Consider the following 15730-nt stretch of genomic DNA (forward strand, 5'->3'; position numbering starts at 1 on the left):
GGCGGCGCCCGGTTCCGCCCGCGGGAGGTTGCGCCATGAAGCCGAGTGACCAATTCCTGGCGGGGGCTCCTTCGGCGCCCGTGCGGCAACCCTTGCTGGAGGTCGACCGGGCCTCGGTGCGGCTGGGCAATACCCAGGTCTTCGAGGATCTGAGCCTGACGGTGGGCGAGGGCGAGTTCGTCGCCCTGCTCGGCTCGTCGGGCTGCGGCAAGACCTCGCTCCTGCGCACCATCGCCGGCTTCATCCAGCCGCGTTCCGGCGCCATCCGCGTGCGGGGACGCGACATCACCGGCGAACCGCCAGACCGGCGCGGCATGGCGCTGGTGTTCCAGACCTATGCGCTGTGGCCGCATATGACGGTGGCGCAGAATATCGGCTACGGCCTCAAGCTGCGCCGTCTGGCGCGCGGCGAGATCGCCGCCAAGGTCAAGGACATCGCGGCTTTGCTTGGCTTGTCCGGGCTGGAGGAGCGCAAGCCGGCGGCCCTTTCCGGCGGACAGCGCCAGCGTGTGGCGCTCGGGCGGGCGCTCGCCGTCAGCCCCGACATCCTGCTGCTCGACGAGCCCCTGTCCAATCTCGATGCGCGCATCCGCCTCAGCGTGCGCCAGGAAATCAGCGCCCTGCAGCGGCGCCTCGGCATCACCGCCATCCATGTCACCCACGACCGCGAGGAGGCCATGGTGATGGCCGACCGCATCGTCATCCTCAATGCCGGCAGGATCGCGCAGATCGGCACGCCGGAGGAAGTGTACAACCAGCCGGCCTCCGCCTTCGTGGCCGCCTTCATGGGCGCCGAGAACAGGCTGCGCCTCACTTGCAGCCCCGCTTCCTCGGAGGCGGGCCTGTCGCGGCTGGAAGGAGCGGGCGGTGCGCCGGCCCTGATCGCGACCTTCGGGCCGGCCGCTTCGGGCCCGTGCATTGCCCATTTCCGGGCGGAGGCGGCGGAATTGCAGGCGGCCGCCCCTCTGGCGGAGCCCACCCGCGGCTTCCTGGCCCTGTCGGGGGAGATCGTCCAGGTCAGTTTTCCGGGCGGCTTCTGGCGCCATGTCGTCGCCACGCCGGCGGGCCCGCTGGTGGTCGATGCGCCCAGGGCCTGGGCGGCCGGCGCGAAAGTCAACGTTCATATCCCCGAGACAGGCCTGTTCGTCTTCCCGGCGAGCCAGGCTGAACCGTAACGAGAGACAGGAGAGTTCGGATGAGACTGACAGCATTGTCCGCGGTCGCGGGGCTTCTCGCCGCCGCCTTGCCCCTGGCAGGCGCATCGTCGCGGGCCGAAGAGCTGACGGTGATCACGGCCGGCGACCAGAACATGGTCGACTACGTCAATAATTTCCTGGCACCGGCCTTCGAGAAGCAGAATCCGGGCACGACGGTGCGCGTGGTCGGCACCGGCCCCGGCGATGCCGGCTCCCAGAAGATCGTCGAGCGGCTCGATGCCCAGAAGAAGGCCGGCAAGGAGGTCTATGACGTCGATGTCGCCGTCATCCACGAGAAGGTGGCGGGCAAGCTGGTCCAGGACGGACTGCTCGACAAATATCGCGGCAATATCGATACCGGCAAGCTGGTCACGCGGGGCAATGCCAGGCTGGCGCTCGGAGCCGATGTCGACGGCTATGTTATGCCGATGTTCAACAGCCAGACCGCCATCGCCTATAATCCGGACCTGGTGGCCAACCCGCCCAAGACTTTCGACGAACTGGTGGCCTGGACCGAGAAGAACCCCAAGCAGTTCGGCTATAACGGCATCAAGGGTGGCGCCTCCGGCGTTTCCTTCGTGATCAGCTGGATCTACAACTATGCCGGCGACGCCAAGAAGCTGCAGGAAGGCCCCTATGACGCCAATGAGAAGGCCAAATGGGACGATGCCTTCACCAAGCTGAAGGCCTTTAACAAGAATGTCGCACTGACCCCCGGCAATGCCGGCACGCTCGACATGCTCAGCCGCGGCGAGATCGCCATGGGCGCGGTGTGGGTCGACATGTTCTATTCCTGGAAGGCCAACGGCCAGCTGCCGCCCACCATGAAGCTGGTACTGCCGGCGCCCGGCATGCCGGGCCAGCCGATGCATTACGTCATCCCCGGCAAGACCGCCCACAAGGCGCTGGCCGAGAAATTCATCGCACTCGCCACCAGCCCAGAGGTCCAGGCCAACGGCATCGTCAAGCAGTTCAACTGGTATCCCGGCATCGATGCCAAATATGTGCAGGACAAGCTCGATCCGGCGATCTGGCAGAAGCTGTTCACCGACATCTCGCCCGACGACCTCGCCAAATACGGCAAGTCCTTCCCGATCGGGCCTTACTATGCCGACCTGCTCGAAGCCTATGAGAAGAAGGTGGCGGAGTAGGAAGGCTGCTTTCTTCAGCGAAGCTGGGAGGGGCTGCACAGGTCCTTCGGAGCTAGCTTTTCTTCAACCCTACCGATCATCCCGCCATGCCAAATCCGAGCGCCTCTCCTCGTCCCTCCCTCGCCGGCCTGATGCTGGTGGCGCCGGCGCTCGCGGTGGTGGTTCTGCTCTTCGTGGTGCCGCTGGCAAGTTCCGTCACCGGCTCCTTCGCCACGCCGGAGGGACCGGGGCTCGGCAATTTCCGCAAGGCCTTCGAGCTCTACTGGACCGACATGGTCTTCTCGATGGTGATCATCCTGATCTCCACCGCGCTGATCGTGGTGATCGCCGTCGCCATCGCCGGCTATCTCACGCTCGGCAACAACCCCCTCGCCGTCGCCCTGCTGCGCTGGCTCTATCGCTGGCCGCTCTTCGTGCCCTTCATCGTGGTCGGCCAAATCCTGCGCACCTTCCTGGCCAAGAACGGGCTGATGAACTCGATTCTGATCAATGCCGACCTGCTGACACCGCTGCAGGCGGTGAGTTTCCTCGACTGGCGGGGCATCGTGATCGCCTTCGTCTGGAAGCAGATGCCCTTCGTCACTTTGCTCACCGCCGGCGCCATGGCGTCGCTCGACCGCTCCACCATCGAGGCGGCCCGCAATCTCGGTGCCTCACGCCTGCGCATCCTCCTGGAGATCGTGGTGCCGCAGGTCGCCTCCACGCTGCTGGTCGGCGCCGTGCTCAGCCTGGTGACGATGATGTCGGTGCTCTCGGTGCCGCTGATGATCAACGCCCAATCCCCCACCATGATCACCGCCGATATGGCCTTCCGCATCAATTCCTATGGCGATTATGGCGTCGCGAATGCGCTCGGCCTGATCTCGCTTGCCTTCACCGGGGCGGTCGCCTGGATCTATCTCAGGCAGACCATGAGGGAGAATGCGCGATGAGTGCTGCCGGTCACGTGCTTGCCGCCCGCAACTGGCGCATCGACTGGCTGTGGATCCCCCGCGGCATCGGACTCGGCCTGCTCGCCTTCGCCATCTTCGGCCCGCTGGTCAACCTGCTGTTGTGGACGGTGGCGGAGCGCTGGTATTTTCCGCACAGCCTGCCGCTGCAATATGGCTTTTCCTTCTGGCCGCGCGTGTTCGCCCCGCGCGGCGACGCCCTGGCCTCGCTCGGCACCAGCGTGTCCATCGCCCTGCTCACCGTGGCCCTGTCCCTCGCCCTCGCGGTTCCCGCCGGTTATGCGCTCGCCCGGCTGAAGCTGCCTTTCCGCGCCGGCATCCTGCTGCTGCTGCTCCTGCCCCAGGCCTTTCCGAACCTGCCCGTCTACGTCAATATCGCGCGCCTTTTCTATGAGATCGGCCTGAACGGTACGGTGCTCGGCGTCGTGCTCGTCCACACCACGCATGGCCTTGTTTATGCGGTGTGGATCGCCACGGCGTCCTTTTCCGCCGTGCCGGCCGATCTGGAGGAGGCAGCGCGCTCGATTGGGGCCAGCGGCCCTCGCGCCTTCCGCGACATCGTGTTGCCGCTGGCTGCGCCGGGCCTGATGGCAAGCGCCATCTTCGTCTTCCTGGAATCGCTGGACGAGTTCACCGGCACCTATTTCGTCGGCGCGCCCGACATCAAGACCATGCCGCTGCTGCTCTACACCGCCAGCGCCGGCGGCAACTATCAGATCGCCTCGATCACCGCCTTGGTGCTGCTGGTGCCTTCCATCGCCTTCATGTTCGTGGTCGAGCGCTTCCTCAGCGCGGACGTGCTGGCCAAGGTGGGGCGCTGAGATGGCGGAAGACACGACGAAGAACATGCATTCCGTCTGGCTGATGCCCGTGGCCGAGGACGCGCGCATGCTCGCCGCCATCGTCGCCGAACTGGCGCAGACCTTCGGCACGCCGCGCTTCCAGGCGCATCTGACACTCGTCGAGGACCGGCATTGCGAGGAGGAGGACCTGGCGCGTCAGCTCGTCGCCGTCGCCGCGGGCATCGCGCCCTTTGCCGCCGATGTCAGGGAAATCGGCACCAGCGACCTGTTCTTCCGCGCCTTCTATGCCCGTTTCGAGCGGGCGGGGCCGGTGCTCGAGCTGAAGCGCCGCGCCATCGCCTCGATCGCCGCTTCCCAGATCGAGAGTTTCATGCCGCACATCTCGCTGGCCTATGGCGTGGAGGACGGGCCACGGCGGCAGGCGGCAGCGCGGCAAGTGGAGGAGCGCCTTGCCGGGCGCGCCGTCCGCTTCGATCGCATTGCGGTGGTCCGCTCGGCCCAGAGCATTCCGATCGAGGATTGGACCGTCAAGGCGACCATTCCGCTGGGCTGATTGGCCAATCCGGGAGAACGGGCAAGATACCCGTACCTCCGGAAGCTCGCTTTCCTTATTTCTGGCAGTGTCGGCACCAATAGGTGGAGCGCCCCGATTGTACCAGCCGCTCGATGGTGCCGCGGCAGTCCGGTGTCGGGCAGGCTTCGCCCTCGCGATCATAGACGCGAAAACGATGCTGGAAATAGCCGAGCGAGCCGTCCGTATGCCTGTAGTCCTTGAGGGTCGAGCCGCCGGCCTCGACCGCCTCGGCCAGCACCTCGCGGATCACCTCGGCCAGCCGGACCGCCTGCTTGTCCGTGAGCGTTCCCGCCGCCCGCTCCGGTGCGAGGCTGGCGCGATGCAGCGCCTCGCAGACATAGATGTTGCCGAGCCCGGCGATCAGGCCCTGGTCGAGCAAAGCGGCCTTGAGCGGCGCCATCTTGCCGGCGAACAGGCGGGCGATCGTCTCCCCGCTCAGTTCGTTGCCGAGCGGTTCGATGCCCATCGCCTTGAAATGGCGGGAGGTTTCCAGCCCGACGCGCGGCACCAGATCCATGAAGCCGAAGCGGCGCACATCATTATAGGTGATGGTGAAGCGGTTGGAGAGGCGGAAGACGACATGGTCGTGCTTGGCATCCTCCTTGACCTCGTTTGCGAATTCGCCCGGCTCCTCCACGCCGCCATCCGGCGCCGTGATCAGGAAACGGCCGGTCATGCCCAGATGCATCACCAGAACCTCGCCGGAAGACAGGTCCGCCAGCAGATATTTGGCGCGGCGTCCCATCGAGAGGATGGCCTGGCCGGCGAGGCGCTTGGAGAAGTCGGGGGGCAGGGGAAAGCGCAGATCCGGCCGCCTCGTCTCGACCTCGATGAAACGGGCGCCCGTCATGGCCGGCTCCAGGCCGCGGCGGACGGTTTCGACTTCGGGCAGTTCGGGCATGATTCCTCCGGCGCAGCCTGAGGCAGACAGATAGGATGAAGCGCAGCCTTGCGCCAGATGCGGTTCACCTTGGCCTTGCGATGGTCTATAGCACCGGCAGACCTAGTCCGGAGTTCACCCGATGACCGCCAGCACCGACACCCATTTCGGCTTTTCCACCGTGAGGCTGGAAGAAAAGCAGGGGCTGGTCGACGACGTCTTCCACAAGGTGGCCGGGCGCTATGATCTGATGAACGACCTGATGTCGGGCGGGCTGCACCGGCTGTGGAAGGACGATCTGGTCAACAAGCTCAACCCGCCGCGCCAGCGGCCCTTCCGCCATCTCGACGTGGCCGGCGGCACCGGCGACGTCGCCTTCCGCATCGTGAAGGCCGGCGGCCCCGACACCCATGTCACCGTGCTCGACATCAACGGCTCGATGCTGGAAGTCGGCAGGCAGCGCGGCGAGGAGCGCGGCCTCGCCGGCCAACTCGATTTCGTCGAGGCCAATGCCGAGGAACTGCCCTTCGAAACGGGCACCTTCGACGGCTACACCATCGCCTTCGGCATCCGCAACGTGCCGCGCATCGACAAGGCACTGGCCGAGGCCTATCGCGTGCTCAAGCGCGGCGGACGCTTCCTTTGTCTGGAATTCTCCACCGTCGACATGCCCGGCCTCGACAAGATCTATGATCTCTATTCCTTCAACCTGATCCCGCCGATCGGCCGCATGGTCACCGGCGATGCCGAGCCCTATCGCTACCTGGTCGAATCGATCCGCAATTTCCCCAAGCCTGCCGCCTTCTCGGCCATGATCCGCGAGGCCGGCTTCTCGCAGGTCAGCCACCGTTCGCTCACCGGCAACATCGTCGCCATCCATTCGGGCTGGAAGCTGTAGCCCGGAAGCGCTCGCGATCCCTGGGGCTACTATCTCCACTCCAAAATTTATGCCCGCCGCCGGTGATTTTCGGTTGGCGAAGCAGGGTCCTTCGTTGTTCGATAGGCATAATCGAACAATGCGGGGGCAGGTTTGGCTGGAGCGGTCGATCTCGCGGCTTTGAAGGATGCATTGGTCGTGCTCGGCACGGCCGGCGTGGTGGTGCCGCTCGTGCGCCGCCTGCATGTCAGCCCGGTTATCGGCTTCCTGGCGGCCGGCGCCGTGATGGGCCCGACCGGCGTCGGTGCCCTGTCTTCCTATGTGCCCTATATCGACTGGATCGCCATCAGCGAGCGCGAGACCATCGCCCGCATCGCCGAGTTCGGCGTGGTGTTCCTGCTGTTCGTCATCGGGTTGGAATTGTCGCTCGCCCGCCTGATGACCATGCGCCGCCTGGTCTTCGGCCTGGGCAGCCTGCAGGTGGTGGCCTCCACCATCGCCGTCGCCCTGCTCGCCCGCCTGGTGATGCCGTCGGAGGCGGCGCTGGTGGTCGCCGCAGGTCTCGCGCTGTCGTCCACGGCCATCGTGGTGGAGGTGCTGGCCGGGCAGAAACGCATGGCCTCAGCCACCGGGCGCGTCAATTTCGCCGTGCTGCTCCTGCAGGATCTCGCCGTGGTGCCCGTGCTGTTCCTGGTCGGGACCATGGGCGGGCATTCCGACCGCTCCGTGCTGGTCGGCCTCGGCTATGCCCTCGGCCTGGCGGTGCTGACCATCGCCGCCATCGTGATCGCCGGCCATTTCCTGCTGCGTCCGCTGTTCCGCCTGGTGGCGAATCCCGAGAATCCGGAACTCTTCATCGCCGCCACCCTGTTCGTGGCGATCGGGGCCGGCGTGGCGGCGGCGAGCGAGGGGCTCTCCATGGCGCTCGGCGCCTTCATTGCCGGGCTGCTGCTGGCCGAGACCGAATATCGCCGCGCCATCGAGGCGACGATCGAACCCTTCAAGAGCCTGTTGCTCGGCGTGTTCTTCTTCACCGTCGGCATGAGCGTCGATCTCGGCGTGGTGGTCCGCTATCCGCTGCTGATCGTCGGCGCCGTGCTGGCGCTGGTGCTGGTCAAGGGCCTGCTGATCTTCGGTCTCTGCCGTCTTTACCGGGTGCCCAAGGCTGTCTCGATCGAAACCGCCTTCCTGCTCGCCTCGGCCGGCGAGTTCGCCTTCGTGGTGTTCACGCTCGCCACCCAGCTTTCCATCCTCACGCCGGAGCAGTCGGCGCTGGTGGTGGCCATCGCGTCCCTTTCGATGGCCTCCATACCCGTGCTGGGCGTGCTCGGCCGCCGCATCGCCAAGCGCTATGAGCTGGCGGTGCCGGTGGAAGCGGCGGCCCTGGAGGGCCCGCCCGAGGACAAGCAGCGCCGCGCCATCGTGGTGGGCTATGGCCGCGTCGGCCGCCTGGTGGCCGAGATGCTCGCCGAGCACAAGATCGCCTATCTCGCCGTGGATGCGAACGCCAAGGCGGTGGCGCGTTGGCGCGAGAGCAAGAAGCCGGTCTATTGGGGCGATGCCACCAACGCCGCCTTCCTGGAGCGCTGCGGCCTCGCCGAGGCCTCGGCCTTGGTCGTCACCATCGACCAGCCCCGCCAGATCGAGGCCGTGGTCGCCACCGCGCGCAGCCTGCGGCCGGATCTCGTCATCGTGGCGCGTTCGCGCGATGCCGATCACGCCAGCAAGCTCTACGCGCTCGGCGTCACCGACGCCGTGCCCGAAACCATCGAGGCGAGCCTTCAGCTGTCGGAGGCGGCCCTGGCCGGCCTCGGTGTGCCGGCCGGGCCGGTGATCGCCTCCATCCATGAGCGTCGCGACGTCTTCCGCCGCGAATTGCAGACGGCGGCCGGGCGGGAAACCCATGCCGTCAAGCCCAAGCGCAGCCGCCGTTCGGCAGTCACCCCGTCCTAGAGCTTTGTTCCCGACGCCCCCGTGGAAAGGGGGGCGGGTCTGAAGAGCCTGACCGAAAAATCCGTGAAACTCGACTTTTGTCATTGCCGGGCTTCGTCCCGGCAATCCAGCGCCGCAATCTCGACAAATGGCGGTCTCTGGATGCCCGGGACGAAGCCCGGGCATGACAAAACCGAGCTTTTCCCGGCTCTGTTTGCGATTATTGAGTCAGTCTCTGAAGACCACTCCCAATGTCCTCATCTCTTCAGGAATTCGGCGAATTTTTCGGCATAGTCTGGATGCCAGCGCGACAGCGGCGGGCGGTTCTCGATGATGTCGCCCGCCGCCCAGGCGATGCGGCGCTCGTCGAGCGAGCGTGGCACCTCGTTGTCGGGGCAGAGAATGTAGAAATCGCCGGCTTCCAGACGTCCGAGCATGAAATCCACGGTCTGCTCCGGGGTCCAGGCGCCCGCCGGCTTGTCGGTGCGGCCCTTGGCGGCGAGCGGCGTGAAGACGAAGCCCGGGATCAGCAGATGCGCCGATATCCGGCAGCCTTCGGTATTGCGCAGCTCGTGCTGCAGAGCTTCGGTGAAAGCCTTCACCGCCGCCCTGGAGACATTGTAGGCAGGATCGCCGGGCGGCGTGGTGATGCCCTGCTTGGAGCCGGTGTTGATGATGAGGCCGGGGCGCCCACGCGCGATCATGCCCGGCGCGAAGATCTGAGTGCCCTGGATCACGCCCTTGAGATTGACCGAGAAAATGCGCTCCCAGGTCCGGTCCTCGCGGGCGTCGAACAGTTTCGAGCCCGGCTGGATGCCGGCATTGTTCATCAGCACGTCCGTGCCGCCGAAACGCTCGTTCACCTGCTGCTGCAGGCCGAGCAGGGCCTCCGCGTCGCTGACATCGGTGGCCGAGGCGAGCACGGCCTGCCGTCCTTCCGGCGCGGCCGACGCGATTGTTTCGGCAGCGGCCGCAAGCTCTCCTCGCCGAGATCGGCGATCGCAACCTTGAGGCCGAGGGAGGCGAATTTGACGGCCGCGGCGAGACCGATGCCGCTAGCGCCGCCAGTGACGACGGCGACCGCGCCGGGCACGAGCGCTGGATGGGACATGGCGGAGCTTCCTTGCAATGCCGAAGGGGGCGATCGGGCATCGCCCACAGCAGAAAGATCATGTGCTGATAGCGAAAATTCGACCCAAATGCCATGGCGGCCGACGAAAGTTCGCAGCCGGTTGGAAGGTTTTCGGCGGATCAGGCGCTCTTGCCGAAGGAGGCGATGACACCCTCGGCCATGCGCACGAAGCGGGCGCTCGGACCTTCCGGACCGGCGCTCTGGCGGCTGACGCGGGCGCCTTCCAGCAGGAGATGCAGCGTATCGGCGACCAGATCCGGCTGGTCGAGGCCCGCCTGCCGGCAGAGCAGGGCCAGGCGGTCGCGATGCCTCTTCTTGAACTCCTCGACCAAGCGACGCGCCGGATGGTCCTCGCCCGAGAGCTCGACGGCGGCATTGGCGAATTCGCAGCCGCGATTATCGGCCTCGATATAGTCGGCGCATTTGCCGACCCAGGACAGCAATTGGGCGTGGGCATCGCCCGGATGCTCGGCCTCGAGCTGGGCCCAGCGTGCCTGGTTGTCGATCTCCGCCGCCCGCAGGCATTCGACGATGAGATCGTCCTTGGAGCCGAAATGACGATAGAGCGTCATCTTGTTGGTGCCGGCGACCTTGGCGATGGTGTCGACGCCGATGGTGTTGATGCCATGCCGATGGAAGAGGTCACGCGCAGTGACGACGATGCGGTCTCGCGGACGCTGTCCGGGGCAGCAGAGTGACTCTTCGCTTTGTTCCAAAATTTTCTGGCTCATGGCTTGACCAAACTGTTACCGACCTGTAACAGTGTCGCTGTTACTGATCGGTAACAGCTTGGTAAGGCGTCGTCAAGGCCGTTTCGTCATCCCACTGCGATCCAGCCTTGTTAGAGAGACAATTCACCAGGAAGCGACACATCGTCAAACGGATTCGGCGGAGCATGGACCCATGTTTCCGCGCTGGAGGAGTCATGGCTCAGCGGGGCTGCAATATGACCGTCGATCAGCTGCTGAACGATCCGCTGACGCTCGCCCTCATGCGGGCCGACGGTGTCGATCCGGTTTCATTGAGGACGATGCTTGCCAGTCAGGCCCGCCGTCTCGCCGAAGAGCAGGACCTGCCGCCGATCCTCCTGACATTTTCTGACACCGCCATGCCACATGGTGGCATCCAAGGCGGCTGACGCAGAGCTTCACCATGGTCAATTACTTCATTCAACGTCCGATCTTCGCCTCGGCCATCGCCATCATCATGGTGATGGCGGGGGCGATTGCTTATTTTCTGCTGCCGGTCGCCCAGTTTCCCAATATCACGCCGCCCCAGATCCAGGTCAGCGCCAGCTATCCCGGCGCCAGCTCGCAGGTCGTCGCCGATACGGTGACCACGCCGCTCGAGCAGCAGATCAACGGCGTGCCGGGCATGATCTACATGTCCTCGGCCAGCTCCAATGACGGTTCGTCCAACATCACCGTCACCTTCGATGTCGGCTATCCCCTGAACATCGCGGCGATGGACGTGCAGAATCGCGTGGCCCAGGCAGCCTCCTCGCTGCCGGCGATCGTCAACCAGTCCGGTGTCTCGGTCACCAAGGCCAATCCCAACTTCGTGCTGATCGTCGACCTGACCTCGCCGGACAATTCGGTGGATTCGGTCGCGCTCAGCAACTACGCCTATCTGCAGATCGTCGACCCGCTGAAGCGCCTGCCGGGCGTCGGCGACGTCAGGATCTTCGGCGAGCGGCGCTATTCCATGCGCATCTGGCTCGATCCCGACAAGCTCGCCAATCTCGGCATCACGGCCGTGGACGTGCAGAATGCCGTCGCCGAGCAGAACGTGCAGGTCGCGGCCGGCAAGATCGGCCAGAACCCGGCGCCGGCGGGCACCGCTTTCGAAATGCAGGTCAACGCCACCGGCCGCCTCAGCGATCCGGAGGAGTTCGGCAACATCGTCGTCCGGGCCAATCCGGCCGGCGGTTCGGTGGTGCGGCTGCGTGACGTCGCGCGCATCGAGCTCGGCTCGCTGCAATATTCCTCCTCGGCCTATCACGGCGAAAAGCCGATGGTGGTGCTCGGCGTCTTCCAGGCGCCCGGCTCCAACTCGCTCAAGCTGAAGGAAGCCGTCGAAGCCAAGATGAAGGAGCTTTCGGCGCGGTTCCCCAAGGGCATCGAATATTCGATGAAATACGACACGACCCGCTTCGTGTCGGCCGCGATGGAGGATGTCGTCAAGACGCTGGTCGAGGCACTCATCCTCGTCGTCCTCGTCGTCTATATCTTCCTGCAGAACTGGCGCACCGTGCTCATCCCGGTCATCGCCATCCCGGTGTCGCTGATCGCGACCATGGTGGTGATGCTCGCCATGGGCTTCTCGCTCAACATGCTCTCCCTGCTCGGCATGGTGCTCGCCATCGGCCTGGTGGTCGACGATGCCATCGTGGTGGTGGAGAACGTCGAAAGACAGCTCGAGGCGGGACATCCCCCGCTGCAGGCGGCCAAGATCGCCATGAAGGAGGTCACCGGCCCGATCGTCGCCACCACGGCGGTGCTGATGGCGGTGTTCGTTCCCGTCGCCTTCATTCCCGGCGTCGCCGGCCAGCTCTACAACCAGTTCGCCTTGACCGTGGCGATCTCGGTCGGCATCTCGGCCTTCAACTCGCTGACCCTGAGCCCGGCCTTGTCGGCCGCCTTCCTCAGCCACAAGCCGGCCTCGCGCTTCTTCCTGTTCCGCTGGTTCAATGCCGGCTTCGACAGGCTGTCGCACGGCTATGCCGCCTCGGTGCGCGGCTTCATCAAGCTGCGCTGGCTGATGATGGGCGCGTTTGCCGTCGTGCTGGCCGCGACCTACTGGATCTCGACGCGGGTGCCCTCCACCTTCCTTCCCTCGGAAGACCAGGGCTACTTCTTCGTCGTCCTGCAATTGCCGGACGGCGCCTCGCTCGAACGCACCGACGCCGCCGCCAAGCAGGTGCGCCAGATCCTGATGGCCGAGCCCGGTGTCGAGGACATCATGTCGATCTCCGGTCTGAACTTCCTCACCAATGCCCAGCAATCGAGCGCCGCGGTCGAGTTCGCCATCCTCAAACCGTGGGATGAGCGTGGACCCGGCCTTAGCGCCACCGATATCGTCAACAAGGTGCGCCCGAAGCTGTTCGGCATTACCGATGGTTTCGTGCTGGCCTTCGAACCGCCCTCCATCCAGGGCCTCGGCACCACCGGCGGTTTCGAGTTCCAGATCGAGGACCTGAACGGGCGCGGTCCCTTCGCGGTCAACGAGGCGGCGCAGGCCCTGCTCGCCGAGGCGCGCAAGCAGCCAGAGCTCAACCCGCAGACCCTGTTCACCACCTTCTCGACCTCGACGCCGCAGTTCAACTACGACCTCGACCGCAACAAGGCCAAGCTGCTCGGCCTGAATCTGCCGGACATCTTCAACACGCTGCAGATCTATCTTGGCTCGCTCTATGTGAACGACTTCAACCAGTTCGGGCGCACCTTCCGCGTCACGCTGCAGGCCGACAAGGATTCGCGAGCCGATCCCGGCGACATCAGCCGCCTCTATGTCCGCAATGCCACCGGCAACATGGTGCCCCTGTCGACATTGGGGGCGCTGAAGCCGATCGTCGGGCCGGAGACGGTGACCCATTACAACAATTACGGGGCCGCCCTCATCAATGGCGCTCCCGCGCCCGGCTACTCCTCGGGCCAGGCCATCGAGGCGATGCAGAGGGTGGCAGCCGCAACCCTGCCGAATGGCTTCAACTATGAATGGACCGGCATCACCTTCCAGGAGCTCAAGGCCGGCTCGATCGCGGCGGCGGTGTTCGCCCTTGCCATCGTGTTCGTCTTCCTGATCCTGGCCGCCCAGTATGAGAGCTGGTCCATGCCGTTCATGGTGCTGCTGGCGGTGCCGCTCGGCCTGTTCGGTGCGCTGCTCGCCATCTGGTTGCGCGCCATGCAGCTCGACGTCTATTCGCAGATCGGCTTCGTCATGCTGATCGGCCTCGCCGCCAAGAACGCCATTCTGATCGTGGAGTTCGCCAAGCATCTGCGCGAGCAGGGCCATGGCATCGTCGAGGCGGCGATGGAAGCCGGCCGCCTGCGCCTGCGCCCGATCCTGATGACGGCCTTCGCCTTCATCCTGGGCGTGGTGCCGCTGGTGAAGGCGACCGGGGCCGGTGCTGCCAGCCGCCAGTCGCTCGGCACGGCCGTGTTCGGCGGCATGCTGGTGGCCACCGTGCTGACGCTGCTCTTCGTGCCGGTGTTCTACGCCATCATCGAGCGCTGGCGCGAGCGCCGGCTCTCCGCCAGGAAAGATTCACGCCATACCGAAAGCACGCCTGACGAGTCCGAGGACGCTGTGCCGCCCCGGATCCAGGCCGCCGAATAAGGGGATACCGATGCGTATCTGGAAAATCGCTACCGCCATCGTCGTGGTCGCCGCCGCAGGCGGCGGCTACTACCTCAAGGACAAGCCGCATCTCCTCGCCGCCGGCCAGGAACTCCTGGCCGGGGTGCTGAGCAAGCCGGCCTCCGCCAATCCGGCACCGGCCATGCAGGCCATGCCGGTGCCGGTCGCCTCCGTGGTCAAGAAGTCCATTCCGCTCTTCCTCAACTATCCCGCCCGTACGGAATCGATCCGCAGCATCGCCCTGCAGGCCAAGGTCTCGGGCTATATGCTCGACCAGGCCGTGCCCGATGGCACCGATGTGAAGCAGGGCGACATCCTCTACCGGATCGACGCGCGCGACTATCAGGCCGCGCTGGCGCAGGTGAAGGCCCAGGCCGAGCGTGATACCGCCGCGCTCGAATATGCCAAGACCAGCCTCACCCGCGGCAATGACCTCAGCAAGACAGGCTTCCTGTCGAAGGACCTGTTCGACCAGCGCACCAGCGCGGTCAAGCAGGGCGAGGCGACTCTCCTTGCCGACAAGGCGGCGATCCAGGCGGCGGAACTCAACCTTGCCTATACCGAGATCAAGGCTCCCTTCGACGGACGGCTCGGCCGCAACCAGGCCGCGGCCGGCACGCTGGTCAGCCCTGGCGGCACCGTGCTCAATACGCTGGTGCAGCTCAGCCCGATCTATGTGACGTTCACGCCGACGGAGGCCGAGCTCACGCAGATCCTCAAGGCCAAGGCAGCCGGCAAGGTCCTGGCCGACATCATCGTGCCCGGCCAGAACGAGGCGAGCCATCAGGGCGAGCTCACCTTCCTGGACAATGTCGTCGACCGCGCCACCGGCACCATCACCGCCCGCGCCACCACCGCCAATGCCGACCGCAGCCTGCTGCCCGGCCAATATGTCAATCTTCGGCTGAGCATCGGCGAACGGCCCGACACGCTGCTGGTGCCGCAGGCCGCCCTCGGTTCGAGCCAGCTCGGCAAATATGTCTATGTCGTCGGCGAGGGCAACAAGGTGGAGATGCGCCTGGTCGAACTCGGCCCGGCCCAGGGGCCGCTGATCGCGGTGACCAAGGGGGTGAAGGAAACCGACCAGATCATCGCCGGCAACATCCAGAAAATCTTCCCGGGCATGCCGGTCCAGCCCCTGCCGCAGAAGGCGGGCGCCTGATTCCTTCCAGCGAACGACGGGGCCTCGCCTCGGCCCGTCGCGGCGCAGCCTGGCCGGCCGGACATCGTCCCGGCCGGCCTTTTTCATTCCGGCCGCAAGGGTATTCCGAGGTCGGAATATTTTGCGTGGCGATGTTATTTCCAGTCGTCGCATTCTTTCCCGCTTCGCTCTCTATTTATGAAGTCGGTGCCATCGGGGAAAACATTGCCGTGAAGATCGCTCTTGCTTTTGCCTCTCTCATGGTTGCGTCAATTTCAGCGGGGTGCGTGACAGGCAATGCTCCTGTCGGTGCCAATCTGAGGGCTACCTCTGCTTTTACGCATCATGCGAAATCAGGGAAAGAGGTCGAATTTTACACGGCCTATCAGTTCAAGAGGCCCTGCGAGACGAATTCGGCTGTACCCTCAGTAAAGATCATCGTTCCGCCTCAGCATGGAACGGCCACCGTTATTCGAAAGATGGGCTATACCAACTATCCGGAATGGAATGATAACTATCGATGCAATAGTGTTAAGGTTCCGATGGCGGCGGTAAATTATCGATCAAACCCGGGATATGTTGGGGTGGATACGCTTCAATTGCACACGGACTTTATCAATCCAGCAGATAATCCACCGGAGAACATTGCCGTCACGATCGAGGTTGCACGCTAGCGACAACAGGACTTGCATCCCTCGGTACCGTGAGCCGGGCGCGACGGTCTGCGCGATGGCC

At 65.0% G+C, this 15730-nt stretch carries 13 protein-coding genes and 1 pseudogene; 11 read left to right on the forward strand and 3 right to left on the reverse strand.

Annotated elements, in window-relative coordinates:
* Positions 1 to 35: 35 nt before the first annotated feature.
* From J8I29_RS22820 to J8I29_RS22840, 5 genes are all read left to right on the forward strand, one after another.
* On the forward strand, positions 36 to 1175 hold the full coding sequence (locus J8I29_RS22820) for an ABC transporter ATP-binding protein (RefSeq protein ID WP_209433409.1): 1140 nt from the start codon (positions 36 to 38) through the stop codon (positions 1173 to 1175).
* 20 nt (positions 1176 to 1195) lie between these two features.
* Complete coding sequence (locus tag J8I29_RS22825) at positions 1196 to 2347, forward strand: extracellular solute-binding protein (RefSeq protein ID WP_209433410.1); 1152 nt, start codon at positions 1196 to 1198, stop codon at positions 2345 to 2347.
* Between the two features lie 86 nt (positions 2348 to 2433).
* A complete protein-coding gene (locus J8I29_RS22830) occupies positions 2434 to 3279 on the forward strand; it encodes an ABC transporter permease subunit (RefSeq protein WP_209433411.1) in 846 nt (281 codons plus the stop codon).
* Positions 3276 to 4118, forward strand: a complete 843-nt coding sequence (locus tag J8I29_RS22835; protein WP_105863570.1) for an ABC transporter permease subunit — start codon at positions 3276 to 3278, stop codon at positions 4116 to 4118. The genes J8I29_RS22830 and J8I29_RS22835 overlap by 4 nt, the downstream gene beginning before the upstream one ends.
* Before the next feature lies 1 nt (position 4119).
* A complete protein-coding gene (locus J8I29_RS22840; protein ID WP_209433412.1) occupies positions 4120 to 4653 on the forward strand; it encodes a 2'-5' RNA ligase family protein in 534 nt (177 codons plus the stop codon).
* Positions 4654 to 4708: 55 nt separating this feature from the next.
* Here J8I29_RS22840 and mutM read toward each other — a convergent pair whose 3' ends face one another.
* The gene (mutM, locus tag J8I29_RS22845; RefSeq protein ID WP_209433413.1) at positions 4709 to 5575 is read right to left on the reverse strand and encodes a bifunctional DNA-formamidopyrimidine glycosylase/DNA-(apurinic or apyrimidinic site) lyase; all 867 of its coding nucleotides are present in this window, start codon (positions 5573 to 5575) and stop codon (positions 4709 to 4711) included.
* A gap of 121 nt (positions 5576 to 5696) precedes the next feature.
* Between mutM and ubiE the strand changes: the two genes are divergently transcribed.
* Positions 5697 to 6452 carry a bifunctional demethylmenaquinone methyltransferase/2-methoxy-6-polyprenyl-1,4-benzoquinol methylase UbiE gene (ubiE, locus tag J8I29_RS22850; protein WP_209433414.1) on the forward strand — a complete coding sequence of 252 codons (756 nt, stop codon included), beginning with the start codon at positions 5697 to 5699 and terminating at the stop codon, positions 6450 to 6452.
* Between the two features lie 132 nt (positions 6453 to 6584).
* On the forward strand, positions 6585 to 8384 hold the full coding sequence (locus J8I29_RS22855) for a cation:proton antiporter (RefSeq protein WP_209433415.1): 1800 nt from the start codon (positions 6585 to 6587) through the stop codon (positions 8382 to 8384).
* A gap of 236 nt (positions 8385 to 8620) precedes the next feature.
* Here the strand turns inward: J8I29_RS22855 and J8I29_RS22860 are convergent.
* Positions 8621 to 9474: pseudogene (locus J8I29_RS22860) on the reverse strand (SDR family NAD(P)-dependent oxidoreductase).
* A 140-nt stretch (positions 9475 to 9614) separates the two neighbouring features.
* A complete protein-coding gene (locus J8I29_RS22865; protein WP_105863564.1) occupies positions 9615 to 10226 on the reverse strand; it encodes a TetR/AcrR family transcriptional regulator in 612 nt (203 codons plus the stop codon).
* Between the two features lie 215 nt (positions 10227 to 10441).
* Here J8I29_RS22865 and J8I29_RS22870 point away from each other — a divergent pair, with 215 nt between their 5' ends.
* The 4 genes from J8I29_RS22870 (at position 10442) to J8I29_RS22885 (ending at position 15669) form a co-directional block, all read left to right on the forward strand.
* Positions 10442 to 10633 carry a hypothetical protein gene (locus J8I29_RS22870; RefSeq protein ID WP_146126951.1) on the forward strand — a complete coding sequence of 64 codons (192 nt, stop codon included), beginning with the start codon at positions 10442 to 10444 and terminating at the stop codon, positions 10631 to 10633.
* 14 nt (positions 10634 to 10647) lie between these two features.
* Positions 10648 to 13833 carry a multidrug efflux RND transporter permease subunit gene (locus tag J8I29_RS22875; protein WP_209433416.1) on the forward strand — a complete coding sequence of 1062 codons (3186 nt, stop codon included), beginning with the start codon at positions 10648 to 10650 and terminating at the stop codon, positions 13831 to 13833.
* Between the two features lie 10 nt (positions 13834 to 13843).
* The gene (locus J8I29_RS22880) at positions 13844 to 15016 is read left to right on the forward strand and encodes an efflux RND transporter periplasmic adaptor subunit (RefSeq protein WP_105863561.1); all 1173 of its coding nucleotides are present in this window, start codon (positions 13844 to 13846) and stop codon (positions 15014 to 15016) included.
* A 125-nt stretch (positions 15017 to 15141) separates the two neighbouring features.
* Positions 15142 to 15669, forward strand: coding sequence for a hypothetical protein (locus J8I29_RS22885; protein ID WP_209433417.1), 528 nt, complete (start codon positions 15142 to 15144; stop codon positions 15667 to 15669).
* Positions 15670 to 15730 lie beyond the last annotated feature (61 nt).

The organism is Labrys sp. LIt4, assembly GCF_017813775.1.
Lineage (GTDB): Bacteria > Pseudomonadota > Alphaproteobacteria > Rhizobiales > Labraceae > Labrys > Labrys okinawensis_A.